Origin of the sequence: Cohnella terricola (genome assembly GCF_007786475.1) — a bacterium.
Taxonomy (GTDB): Bacteria; Bacillota; Bacilli; order Paenibacillales; family Paenibacillaceae; genus Cohnella; species Cohnella terricola.
This window is the reverse complement of sequence record NZ_VNJJ01000014.1, coordinates 14,948-34,684: the sequence shown is the minus strand read 5'-3', so window position 1 is coordinate 34,684 and position 19,737 is coordinate 14,948. Positions and strand designations below refer to the sequence as shown.

16 protein-coding genes and 1 other annotated feature are annotated in these 19,737 nt (G+C 54.0%); of the genes, 4 read left to right on the top strand and 12 right to left on the bottom strand.

Going from position 1 to position 19,737, the window contains the following annotated elements; genetic code table 11:
- Window positions 1-14: 14 nt before the first annotated feature.
- From FPZ45_RS19800 to FPZ45_RS19755, 10 genes are all read right to left on the bottom strand, one after another.
- A complete protein-coding gene (locus tag FPZ45_RS19800) occupies window positions 15-857 on the bottom strand; it encodes a carbohydrate ABC transporter permease (protein WP_144705720.1) in 843 nt (280 codons plus the stop codon).
- Window positions 844-1,719 carry a carbohydrate ABC transporter permease gene (locus tag FPZ45_RS19795; protein ID WP_222430792.1) on the bottom strand — a complete coding sequence of 292 codons (876 nt, stop codon included), beginning with the start codon at window positions 1,717-1,719 and terminating at the stop codon, window positions 844-846. The genes FPZ45_RS19800 and FPZ45_RS19795 overlap by 14 nt, the downstream gene beginning before the upstream one ends.
- A 72-nt stretch (window positions 1,720-1,791) precedes the next feature.
- Entirely contained in the window at window positions 1,792-3,108 is a 1,317-nt protein-coding gene (locus FPZ45_RS19790; RefSeq protein WP_144705718.1) for an ABC transporter substrate-binding protein, read from the bottom strand.
- Window positions 3,109-3,240: 132 nt separating this feature from the next.
- Entirely contained in the window at window positions 3,241-3,960 is a 720-nt protein-coding gene (locus tag FPZ45_RS19785; protein WP_144705716.1) for a FadR/GntR family transcriptional regulator, read from the bottom strand.
- Between the two features lie 155 nt (window positions 3,961-4,115).
- A complete protein-coding gene (locus tag FPZ45_RS19780) occupies window positions 4,116-5,270 on the bottom strand; it encodes an ABC transporter permease (RefSeq protein WP_144705714.1) in 1,155 nt (384 codons plus the stop codon).
- A 1-nt stretch (window position 5,271) separates the two neighbouring features.
- Window positions 5,272-6,402, bottom strand: a complete 1,131-nt coding sequence (locus FPZ45_RS19775; RefSeq protein WP_144705712.1) for an ABC transporter permease — start codon at window positions 6,400-6,402, stop codon at window positions 5,272-5,274.
- 14 nt (window positions 6,403-6,416) lie between these two features.
- The gene (locus FPZ45_RS19770; RefSeq protein WP_144705710.1) at window positions 6,417-7,352 is read right to left on the bottom strand and encodes an ABC transporter ATP-binding protein; all 936 of its coding nucleotides are present in this window, start codon (window positions 7,350-7,352) and stop codon (window positions 6,417-6,419) included.
- A gap of 123 nt (window positions 7,353-7,475) precedes the next feature.
- Window positions 7,476-8,585, bottom strand: a complete 1,110-nt coding sequence (locus tag FPZ45_RS19765; protein WP_144705708.1) for a sensor histidine kinase — start codon at window positions 8,583-8,585, stop codon at window positions 7,476-7,478.
- A gap of 10 nt (window positions 8,586-8,595) precedes the next feature.
- Complete coding sequence (locus tag FPZ45_RS19760) at window positions 8,596-9,297, bottom strand: response regulator transcription factor (protein WP_144705871.1); 702 nt, start codon at window positions 9,295-9,297, stop codon at window positions 8,596-8,598.
- A 516-nt stretch (window positions 9,298-9,813) separates the two neighbouring features.
- The gene (locus FPZ45_RS19755; RefSeq protein WP_144705706.1) at window positions 9,814-11,871 is read right to left on the bottom strand and encodes a transglycosylase domain-containing protein; all 2,058 of its coding nucleotides are present in this window, start codon (window positions 11,869-11,871) and stop codon (window positions 9,814-9,816) included.
- 219 nt (window positions 11,872-12,090) lie between these two features.
- Here FPZ45_RS19755 and speE point away from each other — a divergent pair, with 219 nt between their 5' ends.
- Window positions 12,091-12,918, top strand: a complete 828-nt coding sequence (gene speE / locus FPZ45_RS19750; protein ID WP_144705869.1) for a polyamine aminopropyltransferase — start codon at window positions 12,091-12,093, stop codon at window positions 12,916-12,918.
- 20 nt (window positions 12,919-12,938) lie between these two features.
- The gene (speB, locus tag FPZ45_RS19745; protein ID WP_144705704.1) at window positions 12,939-13,811 is read left to right on the top strand and encodes an agmatinase; all 873 of its coding nucleotides are present in this window, start codon (window positions 12,939-12,941) and stop codon (window positions 13,809-13,811) included.
- Between the two features lie 587 nt (window positions 13,812-14,398).
- Here speB and argS (FPZ45_RS19740) read toward each other — a convergent pair.
- Window positions 14,399-16,099 (bottom strand): arginine--tRNA ligase, encoded by a 1,701-nt coding sequence (gene argS, locus FPZ45_RS19740; protein ID WP_144705702.1) that lies wholly within the window; start codon window positions 16,097-16,099, stop codon window positions 14,399-14,401.
- A 51-nt stretch (window positions 16,100-16,150) separates the two neighbouring features.
- Window positions 16,151-16,376, bottom strand: a binding site (T-box leader).
- 122 nt (window positions 16,377-16,498) lie between these two features.
- Between argS (FPZ45_RS19740) and FPZ45_RS19735 the strand changes: the two genes are divergently transcribed.
- A complete protein-coding gene (locus tag FPZ45_RS19735) occupies window positions 16,499-16,924 on the top strand; it encodes a YwiB family protein (RefSeq protein WP_144705700.1) in 426 nt (141 codons plus the stop codon).
- Window positions 16,921-18,597 carry an arginine--tRNA ligase gene (gene argS, locus FPZ45_RS19730; protein WP_144705698.1) on the top strand — a complete coding sequence of 559 codons (1,677 nt, stop codon included), beginning with the start codon at window positions 16,921-16,923 and terminating at the stop codon, window positions 18,595-18,597. Before FPZ45_RS19735 ends, argS (FPZ45_RS19730) begins: the two co-directional genes overlap by 4 nt.
- A 1-nt stretch (window position 18,598) precedes the next feature.
- On the opposite strand, the gene FPZ45_RS19725 is transcribed toward argS (FPZ45_RS19730), so the two are convergent.
- Entirely contained in the window at window positions 18,599-19,735 is a 1,137-nt protein-coding gene (locus tag FPZ45_RS19725; protein WP_144705696.1) for a S8 family peptidase, read from the bottom strand.
- Window positions 19,736-19,737: the final 2 nt, after the last annotated feature.

The following is a 19,737-nucleotide window of genomic DNA, read 5'->3' as shown; positions in this document are numbered from 1 at the left end:
CCTTATCTCTGTTTTTACTGTTTCACTGCGCCTGCGGTGAGGCTGCTTATAAAATATTTCTGCATGAACAAGAACAACACGATCAGCGGCAGGCTGGAAATAATGGACGCGGCCATCATATCGTTCCAGACGACCCTATAGAATCCGTTTAATTGACCGATTCCGACCGGCAGCGTCTTCATCGTCTCCGTCGTAACGAGGATGAAGGCGAACATATACTCGTTCCAGCCCATCAGGAAAGAGTAGATCGCCGTCGCGGCAATGCCTGGCAAGGATAAAGGCAGAATAATCTGGACGAAAGTCCGCATTTGGCTACAGCCGTCGATCATGGCCGCTTCGTCTAGTTCTTTCGGGATGCCTTGGAAGAAACCGAGCATCATCCACGTACACATCGGTAGAGCAAATGCGATATACACGACGATCAGTCCCCAGTGCGTATCGATGAGGCCGAACGTTTTCAACACTTTATAGAACGGAATGAGCAGCATGATCGAAGGAAACATCTGCGTAACGAGCAGGAACGACAGGAAAGTCCCTTTGCCGCGAAATTTGAAGCGCGATGCGCCGTAACCGGCCAGCGCGGCGAATGCGATCGTAATCGCGGTCGACGCGACGACAATAAATACGCTGTTAAGAAAATAATCAAGGAAAGGGTAGTCCTTCCATATGCGCGTAAAGCTCTCGAACGTCGGATGATCCGGTATCCATTTCGGAGGAGAAATCATCACCTCTTCGTTCGATTTCAGCGAAGTGGAGACCATCCATAACGCGGGAATCAGCACGAGGCAGGAAGCCACGATCAGGATGGCGTACATCCCCATATTAAAAATGGAAAACTTGCGTTTAGTCGTCTCCATTGCCGAACAACCTCCTATACCCGTACCCCATTAACCAGCAGACGAAGAATACCAGGATCGCCATTGCGGAAGCTTTGCCGAAGTTGAAAAATTCGAACGCTTGCTTGAAAATGTCGATGCTGACCACGTTGGTCGCATTGCCCGGTCCGCCTTGGGTCAGAATCCAGATCATCGTAAAATGCTTGAACCACCATACCGTATCTAAGATGAGCGTCACGACCATGACGGGCATGAGTGCGGGCAGCGTAACATAACGGAAGGCGGCGGAACGCGTACAGCCGTCGATACGGGCGGCCTCGTAGATGTCCTCCGGAATGCTCTGAAGCCCCGCGAGCAACAGCATCATCACCATCGGGAAGCCTTTCCAGATCGATACGACGATGACGGCCGCAAAGGCTGTTTTCTCGTCGCCTAGCCAAGACACCGGATCGTCGATGAGACCTACTTTCATGAGAACGGCGTTGAAGAGTCCATATAAAGGGTTAAAAAGCCACTTCCACAACAGGCCGACGACAACTTCGGGGAACAACCAGGGCAAGATGAGAATGACGCGGAACACCGTGATGCCTTTCAGCTTCATGTTCAGAATCAAGGCCAAGCCCGTTCCAATTACGAAGTGGCCTACGACTACCCAGAACGTATAGTGGAGCGTAAGGAGAATCCGTTCGACGAACTCGGTATTGGAGAAGATGTTTACGTAATGCTTCAACCCGACGAAATTCCATTTCGTGATCAGGTTCGTATCGAAGAAGCTGATGTACGCCCCGTATATGAGGGGATAGGTTATTAACAAGAGCAGCGTGACAACGGCGGGCATAATGAACCATAGCCCTCTCATTCCGCTTTTCGAAGATAGCATCATAATTCCCCCATCGTGATGAACAAGGCCCAAAGGGAGCCAGAGGCTCCCTTCAGAGGCCCGATTGTAAGACCGTTACTTGTTCGCTTGGATCACTTCGTTCGCGCGTTCCGCCGCTCGTCTGGTTGCGGCGTCGACGCTCTGGTTAGCGGCGATCATCGACTGATAAGCTTCGGCTACGATGTCTTGGAATTGCGAGTATTGATCGAATGCCGGGATCGTAAAGGAATACTCAAGCGCTTTCACGAAACCTGCATATTCCGGAGTGGTCAACTGCTGCTGCTTGCCGACCTCGATTTTCGTTGGCAGCCGGCCACTAAGCTGGTTCCAGGCTAACGCGTTCTCGTCTTCGACCATGAATTTCAGATAATCGGCTACGGCTTCTTTGTTTTTGCTAGATTCGGCGATCGAATAGCCGAGCAGTCCGAACGTTGCCGTATGCTTCACTTTCATTGGAACAGGCACGCTGTGCAGCTTGCCTTTCAGATCGGGGTTCTGGCTAACGATATTTCCGAGGGCATTCGGACCGGTCAGCATCATCCCGACTTTGCCGGTGGCCATCAAGCTCGCTGCTTCTGGAAAGCCCGTCTCCGTTACTCCCGGAGGGACGACGCCGTGCTTGTTGTTCAGATCAACGAAAAATTGGAAAGCTTCTTTGGCTTCGGGCGTATCGAGATCCGATACCCAGTTGCCGCTCTCGTCTTTTCTCAATTCTTCGACGCCGAAGGAACGCAGGATGACGATGAAGCGGTCCGCCCCGGATCCGTTGCGGGTGCCGATCATGCCGAAGCCCCATTGATCTGTTTTGCCGTCGCCGTCCGTATCCTTAGTCAGCTTCTTGGCCGCTTCCAGGAAATCGTCCCAATTCTCGGGAGCTTTTAAGCCCTCTTGCTCGAACCAGTCTCCGCGATAGACGAGAGCCATCGGAGCTGCGTTCCATGGAAGAAATTGCAGTTTGCCTTCTACGCTTGATTCCTCGATGATGTTAGGATAGAACTCTTTGATGTAATCCTCGCCCAGTAATGGTTTCAAATCCGCAGTGATGCCCATTCCGTGCGCGGTACGGGCAAATTGAGGCGTCATCGTGAAGGCGTCCGGGAGGTCTCCCGAGGTAGCCATCGCGGTAATTTTTTTATACAGGTCGTTCATAGGTACGCCGATGAATTCGATTTTTACTTCGGGATGAAGCTTCATGTAACGCTCGGCCATTTCTTTCTCTGCCGGACCGTCGGGGTTTTCCGTTTGGGATACCGACATGATTCTGATCGTCGTTTGCTTCGCTCCATCTTTGCTGTCGGCATTGTTTCCGCTTTCACTTTTGCCGCAGGCGGCAAGAACGAGCGACGATGCGAGAACTAGAGAAACCAAACTGCCAACCTTTCTGACTTTCATACTGATGACCTCCTGAAGGATCTTATATATTGTTTGTCCGGCCGCGAAAGGTTCGCGGCTAGAACAAGAACAATCGAGCAGAGATATAACATAGGATATCGGATGTCATACAAGTTACCGAAAAAGAAAAAACTATCTTTTTTCTTTTTGCTCATGGAGCCTTTTGATGGTCTGAACGGTAACGTTGTTGTTGCCCTCATGAACGAGCCTTCTAACCGCTTCCATATCCCTCGATTTGATCGCTTCCAACTGTTGGGAGTGTCCGGACAAGCTGTCTTCCATATCGGCCAGAACTCTGTTCAATTCTTTCAGATGATAATAATAGACATTCTTAAGCCGGTCGATAATATGTACGAACAATTCATTCTTGGAAGCTTTAACGATGGCCAAGTGGAATTGGTAGTCGGCGATAGAGTACTTCGAATAGTCATGCTGATTCGCTTTCATATCGTTAAGCGCTTTCTCGATGGCGGCGATATCATCGTCGTCCGCGCGCAAGACGGCCAGCTCGATGCATTTGATCTCGACCAGCTCGCGGAATTCCATAATGTCCAGAAATTCTTTCTCGCTTAAGTTCATGATCGGAGCCGTCATGTGGATATCGAAGCTAGTGGCGCGATCGGATACGAAGGAGCCTTTGCCATGTCGCGTAGCGATGAGGCCGAGATCGCGTAGCTTCTGAACGGCGCTGCGAATGCTGACCCTGCTGACGTTGAACATGCTGCACAATTCGTTTTCCGAGGGGATTTTCTGCCCGGCTTGCCACTCCTCGCTTACGATCTTTTCCTTGATTTGTTCGAACACATCGTCCACGATATTTTTTTTCTCGATGGCTTTAAAACCGTTTTTCATATCCGGCACACCTCCCCGCTCCTTATAACATGTCATACAAGTTACTTGTCCTATATTAGCATCCCCTCCGAATGACGTCAATCCCTGGAAATTGATTTTGATAGAAACAACTCCCCTTGGCTTATGCCAAGAGGAGTTGAGCGAGTACGTCGGCTTTACACGAACAGACGGGCGTCGTTATTGCGATTGAAACGATAGACCGCGATAAGGGCAAAGGCGGCCGCAAAGCCAATCAGAATGGCAAAGTTCAATCCTAAGCTGCCGAAGCTCTCTCCGTGCTGAAGCTTGTTTATGGAGTCCAATAGCCAGTGCTGAGGCAGGAAATGGGAGATTTTCTTTACCGAATCCGGCATGATGTCCATCGGGAAGAAACAGCCCGAGAGCAAACATGTAGGCGTAATGATCAAGTTCTGCATGGCCCCTGCCGCCTTCGTGCTCTTCGCGAACGCAACGATCATGAGAGATAAGCCGATCGATGCCAAGGCGAAGAGCAGCAGGACGAAGACGAGTTGTGTATAAGGAATGCCCGAGTCGATGTGGAACACGGCTTTCATTAAAAATACGGTCAGGACGATCTGCAGCAGCAGAATGATGATATTGACCGCAACGTTAGAGAGCACGTAAGATCGTGCAGAGAGCGGCGAAGACAACAGACGATTAAACGTGCGGTTCTCCTTCTCGCGCAGAATCAATTCCGTCAGGTTGACCGCGGAGAACATCATGAACGTGACCAGAAATCCGATGGATTGATAAGTCATGTCTTTCATATTGGTCGTGTCTTCGATGGTCGTGGCATTCAGTTTGAAGCTGTTCTCGCGATAGTCCGCGTACACCTTGTCGAAAGCGGAGGCGTCACCTTGAGTAACTCGCCCGATGGCCGCCGAGTTGCCGACATAATTCTGCAGCATGGAACGGATATAGGCCGTAACCTGTGCGCCTTTCGCCGAGACGATATCGACTTTACCCGCGATTGGATCTCCGTTGCGAATGGCGGCCGCGAACCCTTGGCCGAAGATCAATCCGCTGTCCAGCTTGGAGGCTGCGATATCTTCGCGAAGAGAGGCCTCGTCGGTCAACGTGATCTTAATTTGGCCTAAATCCTCGATAAATTTGATCGCGTCCTGCGTCACTACCTGATCGCCGTCGTTGTTCACGATGCCAACGCGAAGATCTCCTCCCGTGGAGTTTCCGTACAGGGTCATGGAGATCAGAATGCCTACGAGCGGCAGTCCGATATAGACGATCCAGCTTGATTTGCGGCGCAGGGAACCGCGCAGAACTCTGCGCATTAGCCATATTACGTCTTTCATCCTATAACACCTCCCGTTTACGCATGATAACAATCGAGATGAGCAGGAATGCCGCGGCAATGCCGACGTTAAGTCCAATCGTCTGCCATGCGGCGCTCATGTCGTCCGTATAAATCGCGCCAATGAGTGCGGTATTCGCCCAGCGCAGGGGCGATAAATAAGTGAGGACGCCCATAAAAGAGCCGTCGCTTTCGACCGGAAAGTAGGCGCCTCCCACGAACGAAGCGATCTGCGTGAATATCATGACGACCGCGCGGGGGGATTCTCCTTGAACCAAATAGCCGACTCCGAGCCCCAGGCTAACGGCGAGAACGACTTCGGTGCCCAAGACAAGGAAAACGATGCCGTAATGGCTGCCCCAATCGGCTTGAAAAACGAATTTACTAAACAGGACGACAACAAGAACGGAAAGGAAATTGATGAGCGTACAGCCGATCACTTTGCCCGCGAACAGCTCCCCTTTGGCGATCGGCGCCGCCATTAAGCGAATAGCCGTATGGCGCGTTCTTTCTCCCCGGAACAGGTAACTGCCGGATATGGCGGCATAGAGCGCGATCATCGTCGTCATTGCTATCGCGTAATAATCAATGGAGCCCGGCGATTTGTTCGGATTCAGCGACGTCTCGCGGATAAACTCGCCGCCTGTTACCGCTCCGGCGTTGGCCAGGATCGCTTCCGCCTTGGAGGGGTCGCTTCGAAACGCGGCCGCGGCCAGATTGTAGCGATCCGCGAAAGCGGTCAGCATACCTTGCGCGATATTGCTTTCAATCGACTGCTTGCTGCTTCCGTATAGCTGCATACCATCCGCTTTTAGCTCGACATATGCGGTATATTGGCCCTCCCGCACTTGTTCACGCCCGACTTGCCCGCTTGCGATCGGGGCGATGTCGATTCCTTGCCGCCCCATTTCTTGGGAGAAGCTTTCCCAATATTGCGTCAACTGCGGCTGACCGGACTCGTTGCTATATAGTAAACGAATGTTATCGACAGGTGTAAAGTTCGAGAATACGTTGGAAAGCGCGGTGCCGAGAATGAGCATCAGTACGATCGGGAACGCCAGCATGAACAGCATGGTACGCGGCTCCCTTAACGAGGATTTGATTTCCCTCAAGGCGATATTGTAGACGTTCATCGCGGTTCGCCTCCTTAATCGCGGAGATTCCGACCGGTCAAGGTCAGGAACACCGTCTCCAGATTAGGCGCCTGCTCTTCGATCGAACGAATTTCGATCCGGTCCTGAATGAGTTGTTGAAGGATCAGATTCAGATTGTTGATCTCGCCTTTGGAACTGATTTTGAGCATATGGTCGTCAAGCCGCACGGAGAGAACCCCTTGAATGTGCTTAACGCTGTTGATGTTAAGATGATCGCCGCCGCGCACTTCGATCCAGACGTTTTTCGTATCGGTGACGATCGCTTTCAACTGTTCTTTCGTTCCCTCGGCAATGATCTTGCCGTGGTCGACGATGGCGATGCGGGTACAGATTTCTTCGACTTCCTCCATATAGTGGCTTGTGTAGATGATCGTGCAGCCCATGCGGTTCAACTGCTTGACGGAATTCAAAATGTAATTGCGCGATTGGGGATCGATGCCGACCGTCGGTTCGTCCATGATAATGAGCTTTGGCCTATGCGCGATGGCGCAGGCGATGTTCAGCCGGCGCTTCATGCCGCCGGAGAAGTTTTTCGGCAAGCTCTTCTGTTTGTCGCCAAGCCCGACGAAGTTGAGCGCTTCTTCCGTACGTTCCTTCAGATGAGCTCCTCTCAAGCCGTACAAGCCCGCGAAAAAGCTGACGTTCTCGTAAGCGGTCATATCTTCGTAGATCGCGATGTCCTGGGGGACGATGCCGATGTTCATTTTCGCGAATTGGACGTCCGAGGCGATGCTTCGTCCCAGAATGACGATTTCTCCCTTGGTGCTTCGAAGCAGGGACGAGATCATGTTGATCGTCGTGCTTTTGCCCGCGCCATTAGCGCCGAGGAAGCCGAAGATTTCTCCTTCGCGGACGTTTAAGGACATGTTGTCAACGGCGATAAAGTCGCCGAATTTCTTCGTGAGATTGCGAATCTCGAGTACGTTCATCCGAATCACTCCATCTTGTTAAGAGGTTATGACCGTATTGTAAAGAAAAAGGATGCCCTTATGTCAGTGCATAAGTTCATCCTTTCGGCATGAGAAATTTCATGTTCGCGAGCATGATATAGTTCATTCGCTTCCGCGAGGAAGAAGCGTCGTCACACTAAAGCCATTCGTACCGTCGACGATGACAGTCCCTCCGATGGAAGCCGCTCTCTCCTCCATTCCGACGATGCCGAGCCCTTTCACGACTTTCTCCGCTCCGATCCCGTTGTCTGCGACGGCCGACTTCACGAATTTGTTCAATACCTGAATCTCGATATGAATGGAAGTCGCTTTGCCGTACTTCAGCGAATTCGTGATCGCTTCGACCGCGTTCTCCTGGATAATCTTCCATTGAATCGGCGAGACGGCGTCGATATCGCCCTGATGGGATAGCGAGGCTTGCACGGGATGTTTGACAGACAAATCTTCTGCAAGCAGACGAAGTCGATTGATCCCAAGCTCTTCCGATTTCGGCTTCAGGTCTTTCAGCGTCAGCCGGATCTTCTCCAACCCTTCCTTGGAGATCGAGATGGCATTGCCGAGTAGTTCTGAAGCTCTGCCTGAGTCCGCATCCAGCAATCTTCTCGAGGCTTCCATCTGGATAAGCGCTCCGGCCATCGCATGGCCGATATCGTCATGGATTTGCTGAGACAGGCGATTGCGTTCCTCCAGCTTAATCGTGTATTCGGATCTACGAATATATTCGTTGTTCTCGTTAAGGGAGCGGGTAATCCGTTGTAGTTCTTCGCGCATTTTGTCCGCTTCGTTCCGGGCGCGCGCCAGCTTGTCCGTCGAATTTCGTCCACCTGCGTACAGCAGCAGGCAGAGCGAAGCCGCGAGCAGAAATTCGGGGAGTTCCGCGTGGGGGACGAACGGAATCGGCGCGATCGCCGCCGGAATCAGAAGAAGCTTGCTCCTGCCGACATATCCGGCAAGCTCGTATAGACTCGCCGGCAGAAGCAGCAGGAAAGCCGGATTCAGGCTGTAAGCGCTGTATGCCGCGAGGGCGATCGACGCACAGGCGAGCGGCAGCTTCGGATGGGCATGCTTGAAGATCGGCAGGGCGATGTTCAGGCAGATGTAAGATAAACAGACGAGAATCGTCCAAGGGTTGGCCGACGGTTCCGGAAAGAACGAGACGGCAATGACGTAGACCAACAGGCAGGACTTAGCGCCGATGCTCCAGAAATCCATGATCCGTCTCCTATTCGTCGGACATTTTGGTTTCACCCGTCAGATAATAGATTGCGATTTGCGTCCGGTGCTCGAGGCCCGTTTTGTTCAGAATCGAAGTAATGTAATTGGCGATCGTTCCTTCGGAAATAAACAGCTTCTTGGAGATTTCCTTATTGGCCAGGCCTCTGGCGATCTGTGCCATCACTTCCAGTTCGCGTTCCGTGAAGATTCCGCGGTCGATTGACGGGTGACCCTCCGTATGGCAGACGGGGCTGGCAGGGGGAGAAGGCGATACGGCGGCGCTCCCGGCGTCGGAGAGCAAACCAGATTTGAGTTTATCCAGCACGACGTCTTGCAGGACGCGATGGTCGTGATACACGCTTCTAATCGCGTCGCGAATTCGTTCGGGGTCGTTGTTCTTCAGCAGATAACCTCTAGCGCCGGCTTTGACCGCTTCCAGAATAAATTCGTCGTCGTCGAAGGTTGTTAGAATAAGCGGTTTCGTCTTGGTCTCCGCCGCCAGGATGCGCGTGGCCTCCACGCCGTTCATGTTCGGCATCCGCACGTCGAGCAGGGCAACGTCGACCTCGTTGCCGCGGCAGAAAGCGACTGCTTCCGAGCCGTCCTCCGCCGTGCCGACGACCTCGAAATCGCCGAATGTGGACAGAATGATCTTCATCCCTTCGCGGATAAACGAATTGTCATCGGCGATCAGCACTTTGATTTTCATCATTCGGGCAGCCTCCTGGGCAACGATACTTCAGTAATCCAATCTTACTCGATTATGAAAACCTGTGAAAGGAAAAAGGTGTCTAAAGCGGAAAAAGAGCATGTCCCATATGTCGCTTTTCTACAATCGTACAGCAACAACCCTGCACCACCGAGCTTGACGGACCTGACGGCACTATTTGCCCGATTATCCGCCGATTGGAATTCTAACGGACTTGGCAGCCGCTAATCGCATGAAGAAGGTCGAAATCATGCTTTTCGAGGCCAATAAAGTCCCTGGTGTCCGCTAGATTTCGGAAAACGATGATTTGGAAGAAATAACGGCGCTGACGTCCTTTAGCCATGCGGGCATGGACATACTAGCATCGGCGGACACATAAACGTACCCGCGCCATGCGTAGAGCGGCATTCCCTTGCCGACAATTTTCTAAGAATGCAGCTGTGAACGCAAAAAACCAAGGAGCTTAGCAAACGCATGCCGCATAGCTCCTTGGTTTCTCCCGAATATGATCCGGCGTCATGAACCCCACATGCGGCGCAGCTTCTTCCACCAATGACGGACCGGAGGAGGCGAATCCGGCTTGGCTCGAGGCTCGTCTCCGAGCGGGGCGCAGCTCAGCGTCGGTTCCGTTCCCTCGAGGAAAACTTCCATGACGCCGCGGCCGGGGCATATCGGGGATGAGAGCAAGCCTGTCGCAGGATCGATATAGGCTTGCGCAACTCCATCGGGCATGCGGAAAGCTTGTGGAGACGCATCCCCGAGAGACCCCTCCGTAAACCGCGCGAAGATCGGCGCGGCCCGATGAGCCTCGCTGGAAGTAATCGCTCGCCCGCGATCGTAGCCGACCCACACGGCGGTCGCGAGCTCCGGCGTATACCCGACGAACCAGGCGTCGGAGTCCGTCGTGCCCGTCTTGCCGGCAACGGGACGGTGCAGCATCTTCGATATGCGGCGAGCCGTGCCCCCTCTCTCGAACACGCTCTCCAGCAGATTCGTCGTGACGTAAGCGAGCGCCGGGGTGATGACCTGCTCTTCCTTCGGATGGCTCTCGTACAGAACCCGTCCGCTCCGGTCCTGTATTCGCGTAATCGCGGAAGGCTCCGTCCGGCGCCCTTCGTTCGCGAATACGGAGAATGCGAATGCCATCTCGAACGGGCTCACCGGGAACGTGCCAAGGGCAAGGGAAGGAACCGCATTGAGCGTCGACGTAATGCCGACTTTCCTCGCCATTTCGATCACGGCCTCCGGGCCGGTCTGCATGATCGTATGGACGGCATAGATGTTGTCCGAGGCTGCGATCGCTTGACGCATGGCGATATCCCCATGAAAATAATGCCCGTTGTAATTGCCGGGCCGATAAATCTGCCGATCATGGTCGAAATAAAACAAAGTCGGCTCGCTCCGGAACCGGGACGCCGGCGTAACCGCATGACGTTCCAAAGCGGTTGCGTACACGATCGGTTTGAAGGAGGAACCGGGCTGCCGCGTTTTGGCGAAGACGCGATTGAATTGATTGTTGCGATAGTTTCTTCCCCCGACCATTGCTTTGATGTAGCCGTTGCGCGGATCAACGGCGATCAGCGCCGTCTGCAGTTCCTCGTTCCCGCCTTGCAGCCCTTTCTTGACGGCGTCCTCGGCGATCCTCTGCATTCGCAGATCAAGCGTCGTTCGAATCGTCAGCCCGCCTTCGTTCATCAGCCGCTCGTCAATGCCCAGCCGTTCGATAGCGATCTTCTTGACGTAATCCGCGAAGTAAGGAGCCGCGCGCTGATCTTCCTCCGGCAGGGACCGGACGTTCACCACTATGCTTGCAGCTCGATTGGCTTGGGCCTCCGTTAACCGGTTCGTGTCCCGCATCGCTTGCAGAACCGTGCGCTGCCTGGATCTCGAGCCGGCCGGGTTCAGATGCGGGGAATAATAGCGGGGACCTTTCGGTATGCCGGCCAGCAGAGCGCTCTCCGCGATCGTCAGATCCTTGGCAGACTTGTTGAAATAGAGCCTAGCCGCCGCTTCGGCGCCGTAAGCTCCATGGCCGTAGTAGATTTGGTTCAGGTACAGCTCGAGAATCTCGTCTTTGGAATACGATTGTTCCAGTCTGGCAGCGTACCAGGCTTCTTTGAGCTTGCGAGTCCAGGTACGTTCGTGGGACAAATATAGATTTCGGGCGAGTTGCTGGGTTAACGTACTCGCGCCTTGTTCCTTGGACATATGCCGGATATCCACCCAGGCGGCTCTGGCGAGTCCGCGCCAATCGACGCCGGCATGCTCGTAGAAGCGACGGTCTTCGACGGCGAGCGTAGCCTTGACGAGCCAAGGAGAGATATCGGCGAGCTTGGCGATCGGCCGATTGACGCCTCCTTGCAGAGAGGCGATCGTCTCTCCGTTCGCGTCGAGAATTTGCGTTGCTTGCATCGACGCCCCGGCGGGAAGGGGAGCGTATCGCAGCAGCAGAAAGCCGGCCGCGGACAACGACAGGAGGGTGAACAGTGTCATCCACCCGATTCTTCGCCGCAGCTTGCTCCATCGGGATAGCGAACGGGCCGCGACTTGTTCGTCTTTGTTGTTGAGATCCATGAAGACGCCCCTTTGCAGCGGATAAGGAATGATTGGTTTCCTTAGTATGGAAAAGGACGAAAGAGGCTATTCTTCGAACGCGGACAGGTGTTTGTTAAACCGCGATTAAATTCCGTTTCGAATTGTTGCTTTTTAGCGTTGATTTTATATAATACATCTAGTTTGATACAATAACGGTAGCGGTCAGCTCATAGAAAGAAGGGATTGTGCATGTCTTCTATGGAACTGTGGTATACGGAGAAACAAACCGAAAATTTCGGTATTACGATGAAAATCAAACAAACGATGGTGCACGAGCAGACGGATTTCCAGGAACTTGCGATGATCGAAACGGAAGAATACGGCAACATGCTCGTTCTGGACGGCATGGTCATGACGACGGTGAAGGACGAGTTCGTCTACCACGAGATGGTGGCGCACCCGGCGCTGTTCACTCACCCGAATCCGGAGAACGTGCTTGTGGTCGGCGGCGGCGACGGCGGCGTTATTCGCGAGGTTCTTAAGCATCCGAAAGTAAAAAAAGCGGTGCTGGTCGAAATCGACGGCAAAGTCATCGAATACTCGAAAAAATACCTACCTTCCATCGCGGGCCAATTGGACGATCCGCGCGTCGAAGTCATCGTGAACGACGGGTACATGCACATCCACGACCATAAGAATACATACGACGTCATCATGGTCGATTCCACGGAGCCGGTTGGGCCTGCCGTGAACCTGTTCACAAAAGGTTTCTACCAAGGCATTCACGACGCGTTAAAAGAAGACGGAATTTTCGTGGCCCAGACAGACAACCCGTGGTTCAAGGCGGATCTGATCAAAAGCGTTAACCGCGACGTCAAAGAGGTGTTCGACATCGTCCGAGTATACGTGGCGAATATTCCGACGTATCCGAGCGGCTTGTGGACGTTCACGATGGGCAGCAAGAAGTACGATCCGCTAGCCGTGGACGAGAGCCAGATTCCCGAGCTCGACACCAAGTACTACACGTCTCGCCTGCATAAGGCCGCGTTCGCGCTGCCGAAGTTCGTGGAAGATCTAACGAAATAAAAAGGAGACTCACTATTTCTATGCGCTTAAATCAAGCTTACTCAGGCAATGTGTTCATCTGCAGCTCCGACGATTACGCGGCTTCCAAAGCCGTTATTTACGGCATGCCGATGGATTATACCGTATCCTTCCGTCCCGGCTCGCGATTCGGCCCGGGCAGAATCCGCGAAGCATCCGTCGGATTGGAGGAATACAGCCCTTATCTGGACCGCAGTCTATACGATATGGCCTATTTCGACGCCGGCGATTTGCTGCTTCCGTTCGGCAACGCGGCCAAAAGCCTCGACATCATCGGGGAATACGTGCGCGGCGTGCTGAACGACGGTAAAATTCCGGTCGGACTCGGCGGAGAGCATCTCGTCAGCTGGCCGGTCATTCAAGAGGTATACAAGAAGTATCCGAATCTCGCAATTTTGCACTTCGACGCGCATACCGATCTGCGCGAAGATTATGAAGGCGAGCCATTGTCGCACTCCACGCCGATTCGCAAAGCGGCTGAGCTGATGGGGCCGTCCAACATTTATCAATTCGGCATCCGATCCGGTTCCAAAGAGGACTGGACATATGCTCAGGAATCAGGCATCCACTTTCATCCGTTCGAAGTGGCCGAACCGCTCAAGAAAGAGCTTCCTTCTCTCGCGGGCCGTCCGGTCTACGTCACGATCGACATCGACGTGCTCGATCCGTCTGCCGCTCCGGGAACTGGAACGACGGAAGCGGGCGGCATTACGTCGAAGGAATTGCTCGAGGCGATTCACGCGATCGCGCGTTCCGGAGTGAACGTCGTCGGCTTCGACCTTGTCGAGGTCGCCCCGATCTACGACCCGACGGAGATGACGCCGATCGTCGCTTCGAAGATGATCCGCGAGATGCTCCTCGGCTTCGTAAAATAATCTCACAAAACACGCAAGCCCCTGTTTCGACGTTTGAACGCGTCGGCTCAGGGGCTTGCTTTATAGAGTCTGGGAATTACTCGATTAATTCGAGTAACTCCCGCCGTTTCGCGCCTCGGTCACAGAATTACTCGATTGTTTCGAGCTACTCCTGCGGTTCCCTACCACTCTCCCAGAATTGATCGACTTTTTCGAGCTACTCCTTCGATACTCCGTCGTCTTGGCAGAATAACACGATTCTTTCGAGCTACTCCCGCCGGTTCGCGCCCCAGTCACAGAATTACTCGATTGTTTCGAGCTACTCCCGCCGGTTCGCGCCCCAGTCACAGAATTACTCGATTGTTTCGAGCTACTCCTTCGCTACTCCGACGTCTTGGCAGAATAACACGATTGTTTCGAGCTACTCCCGCCGGTTCGAGCCCCGTCACAGAATTACTCGATTGTTTCGAGCTACTCCTTCGCTACTCCGCCTTCTTGGCAGAATAACACGATTCTTTCGAGCTACTCCCGCCGGTTCGCGCCCCAGTCACAGAATTACTCGATTGTTTCGATCAACCCTCGCCAATTAGCCTCGCAGGCCGCACTCGTTACATCTCCGAAGGCGCTTGTATGCCCAGCAGATTCAGTCCTTGCTTTAACACGTTGGCAACGGCCGCAGACAGACTGAGTTTAGAGATGATTTCGGCATCGCTCACACCGTCGGCCAGAATTTTGCCGGAGTTATAGAAACGATTGAAGTCTTTGGCCAGACTAAGCAAATACTTCGCCACGACGAACGGCTCATCGAGACGCACGGCTTCGAGGATGGCGGCCTCGTATCTGGAGAGCGTCTTGATACACGCCCAAGCGGAATCTGACGATAAGTATGTCCCGTCGACGGCCGTCTGTTTGAGAAGTTTCTCGTAGTTCCCTTTTTCGAGCAAAGTGCATATCCGCGCGTGGGCATATTGCAGATACGGTCCCGTCTCCCCATCGAAGCTGACGGCTTCCTCCAGATCGAAATCCACGGACAATTGCCTGTGATGCTTCAAGTCGCCGAAGATAATGGCGCCGACGCCGACCGCTTCGGCAATGGCTTCTTTGCCCGCCAGTCCGGGATTTTTCGCGTCGATGATGCGCAAAGCGCGATCTGTCGCTTCGTCCAGCACCTCTTCGAGAAACACGACTTTGCCTCTGCGCGTGGACATCTTCTTGCCGCCGAAAGTCATCAAGCCAAAAGGAATGTGCCGGCAGCCCGACGCCCAATCGTACCCCATTTTGCCGAGTACCGAGAACACTTGTTGGAAATGCAAGCTTTGCTCCGCGCCGACGACGTAGAGAATCTCGTCCGCTCCGAGCACATCTTTGCGGTAAATGGCCGTAGCTAGGTCGCGAACGGCGTAGATGGTTGAACCGTCTTTCTTTAGAACAAGACACGGAGGAAGGTTGAGCTCTTCCAGGCGGACGATCCGGGCGCCGTCGTCTTCTTCCAACAAGGAGAGGTCCTCCAGCTTGCTCACGACGGGAGCGATCTTGTCGTTATAGAAGCTCTCTCCTGCATAGGAATCGAAGCTTACGCCAAGCCGCTCGTAAACGCGCTGAAACTCCTTCATGCTCTCGTCGATGAAATATTGCCACAGCTCGCGCGTCTCGGCGTCCCCTTGCTCAAGCTTCGCGAACGCTTCCCTCGCCTCGTCTTCAAGACCGGGGTCCAACTCCGCTTGCTGGTGGAACTCAACGTACAAGCGCAAGCTTTCCCGGATCGGTTCCCGATCGAGCACGGCCTTGTCGCCCCATTTGAGGTAAGCGACGATCAGCTTGCCGAATTGAGTTCCCCAGTCCCCGATATGGTTGACGTTGACGACTTTATGGCCGGTAGCGCGGTACAGGTGAACCAAAGCGTTCCCGATCATCGTTGAGCGAAGATGTCCGATGCTGAACGGCTTGGCGATATTGGGCGAGGACATGTCGATGACGACGCGCTTGCCTTGGCCAATGTCGGAGCGTCCGTAATCGGCGTCCAGTGCGCGTTCGACGATCTCGGTTCTCCAATGTCCGCCTTGAAAGAAAAGGTTGAGATAACCGCCGGCGGTTACGGCGCGCACGTCGGAACGGTCGGCGTTCACGCGTTCGGCAATCTGTTCGGCGATCGCTTGCGGGGCTTGCTTGCGGATTTTGGCGTACGCGAAGCAGGGCAACGACACGTCGCCCATCTCTTCGTGGGGCGGAGTTTCAAGCATGGCAAGCAACTGTGCGGGCGATTCGGCGAAGTACGGAGACAATATGGACGCAGCGCTGCGTAAGAGCATAAAGCAATTCCTCCTTCATAGTCAGGATTTAAAACAAAAAGCCCCCGTCTCGCAAGAGACGGAGGCTGGGTCCGCGGTGCCACTCTTATGGTATTCCCCATAGGGAATCCACTTCATTAATGGTAACGGCACGTTGCCGGGCTTCCCTATTCCGCTGTTTCGGGTTCAGGAAGCCGACTCCCGAGTGCGGTTCTCTCAAGCGCCTGCGCCGGCTTCCACTATTCCGGCTCGCTGTCGTCAGGACGGGATGAGATACTCTCTCGTTCATCGTCGTTTTCGTTATTTTTCATCATTATAGCGATTGGCTGCTTGACGATCAACCCCAAAATCCCATTTGAATTGGCGGTCCGATCTGTATATAGTATTAACATAAGTAAAGGGCAACTGGGAGAGAACGTCATGCCAGACAAGCGTAGCGTAACCGTCGGATTCAGAAGTCGGCAGCAGGATGGCGGAGAACAGCGTTCCGAAATGCGCGGAGAATTGTTCCGCCTTCAGTCGGGGTGGGCACTTACCTACAAAGAGCCGCCCGACGAGAACGGCGTCGAAACGAACAACACGCTGTTCATTCGCGAACGGGAACTGCAGCTCAGGCGCCGCGGCTCGATCTTTTTCGAGCAAGCGTTTCGACGGGACGAACTGCTGACGGGTAAAATGGAGACGCCTTACGGCCTTCATGCCGTGCAGGCCAGAACGTCCCGCTTGGAGAGCGAGCTGTCGGACTCCGGCGGATATGTCGAATGGGAATACGACTTGCTTATGCAAGACCAAACGGTCGGAAGCTTTCGCATCCGGCTCGATATTCGGGAGGAACGTACAGAATGAGCGTATTGGAACAATTGCAATTATCGGTAAAAGGGGCACTGGCCGACGCGGCCCTCAAGGCAGGCATCGTTTCGTCCCGCGAAGATTTGCCGGCGATCGTGCTAGAGGTGCCAAAAGATAAAACGCACGGAGATCTAGCGACGAACTTGGCAATGCAGCTTACGAAGATCGCGAAGAAAAATCCGCGGCAGATCGCCGAGGAGATCATCGCGAATTTGGACGGCGGAAGCGCCTCGATCCAATCGGCGGAAATCGCGGGTCCGGGTTTCATCAACTTCCGGCTCGATAGAAGCTACTTATACCCGGTCATCGGCGAAGTGCTGAGCCAGGGCGATAACTACGGCGGCGTCAATGCGGGCAAAGGCAAAAGAATTCAAGTCGAGTTCGTCAGTGCGAACCCGACGGGAAGCCTGCACTTGGGACATGCCCGGGGAGCGGCGGTCGGAGACGCACTCTGCAACGTGCTGGCGGCCGCCGGGTATGACGTGACAAGAGAATACTATATCAACGATGCGGGCAATCAAGTGAACAACTTGGCCAAGTCTCTAGAAGCGCGCTATCGCCAGGCTCTCGGGCAAGAGGCGGAAATGCCGGAAGACGGCTACTTCGGAGAAGACATCGTCGGATTCGCGAAGGAATTGGCTGAAGAGCAGGGAGATCGTCTGCTCTCGCTCGGAGAAGAGGAGAGATTCGTCTTTTTCCGCGGCTACGGATTGGAGAAGGAACTTGCCAAGATCAAGCGCGATCTGGCTCGTTTCGGAGTGAAATTCGACGAATGGTATAGCGAAACGTCGCTATACGAGAACGACAAAGTGACCGAAGTGCTGGGTGCGCTGCGAGCTCAAGGCCACGTGTACGACCAGGACGGGGCGGTCTGGCTGTCTTCGACGACGTTCGGCGACGACAAGGACCGGGTTCTCGTCAAGAACGACGGCAGCTACACGTATTTGACGCCGGATGCGGCGTACCATATGGATAAGTACAAGCGCGGCTACGATCAATTGATCAACATCTGGGGAGCGGATCATCACGGCTATATCCCCCGGATGAAGGCGGCGATGGCGGCGCTCGGCAACGATCCGGACAAGCTTACCGTGCTGATTGCGCAGATGGTCAGCCTGTTCCAGAACGGCGAGAAGGTCAAAATGTCCAAACGGACGGGTAAGGCCATTACGATGGAGGATCTCATGGATGAGGTTGGCGTAGATGCCATCCGTTATTTCTTTACGATGCGGAGCATGGATTCCCATCTCGATTTCGACATGGACCTCGCCGTATCGAAGTCGAACGAGAATCCCGTATTCTACGTACAATACGCTCACGCACGGATTTGCAGCATTTTCCGCCAAGCCGAGGAGCAAGGCGTCGAGATCAAGCCATGGCAAGAAGCCGATTTCGGCAAGCTGACGTCGGAGCACGAGCTCGACCTGCTTAGGAAAATCGGAGAATTGCCGGAAACGATCGTGGAGGCGGCCCGAATCTATGCGCCGCATACGATTATCCGTTATGTGTACGAGCTTGCTTCTCAGTTCCACAGCTACTATAAGGCGGAAAGAGTCATTACCGAAGACGCGGAGCAGAGCCAGGCTCGCTTGCAACTGCTGGCCGCTATTCGGATTACACTTGCCAATACGCTCAAGCTCGTCGGAGTCTCCGCTCCGGACAAGATGTAAGCTACGCGTTCTCTGAAGCTTTAATCATACGCGTCACGTTCAGCTCTCCGGCCGACCGGAGAGCTTTGCCGTTTTTTAAGGGTTTAGCGGAGTTCTTGACGATCGTTTTGATCTGCGCCGGAGTCAGTTCCGGCTTATGCGAGAGCAGCAGGGCGACCGCTCCCGTCACATGGGCGGTCGCCATCGAAGTGCCGCTCATCTCGCGTTGTTTGCCGCTCAGCCAAGAGGATACGATGCGGTCTCCGGGAGCGTATATATCAATCGACGAGCTGCGGTTGGTGAATTTGGCGATGCGGCTTGCCCGATTGGTCGCGCCTACGGCGATCGTGTGGGGATAACCGGCCGGGTAGTCGATATCTCCGACACGGCCGTCGTTGCCGGACGAAGCGACGATCAGCACGCCGGAATGATAGGCGTGATTGACGGCGTTCAACAACGATCTGCTTTTGGTTTTCATGCCGAAGCTCATGTTGACGACATCCATCTGATGACGAACGCACCATTCAATACCCAGAATGATATCCGAGACATACGCCGTTCCGTTATGATCGAACGCTTTGACGGGGTAGATCGTCGAGCGCGGCGCCACTCCGATCATGCCGTGAAGCGCGTTGGCCGCGGCGATCGTCCCGGCGATATGCGTGCCGTGGCCGTTATCGTCTTGCGGCGGAGCCAGTCGATTTAATAGGTTGATGCCTCTTTCCAGGGAGTGGTGCAGATCGGGATGTCCGAAGTCTGCTCCCGTATCGATGACGCCGACTTTAACGCGAAGGCCAGTCGTTCTGCTCCAAGCTCGCGGCGCCTGAATGTGCCTCACGCCCCAGGGAATGCCCTTCTCGGATACGATCGCTCCTTTGGGCAGCGCGTGCAGCTGGATCGGAGCGTCTTCTTCCCAATAGACTTGGCCGTTTAACGAGGGAAGCAGACAAATCGTATCGGAGGGGCAGGATACCGCGTGGACGAGGTCCAAAGTCCGGATGTCGCGAAATCTCTTGCCGGATGAACTCCTCGAACTTAAAGTTTGCAGAAAACGATCGTAATCGTCGGGATCCAGGAAACGGAAAATGCTCCTGCGCCCGACGTCCTTCAAGGTGCTGGGGGATTCATAGAGCCTCTCTACGATTTCGCTTGCGTCCAATG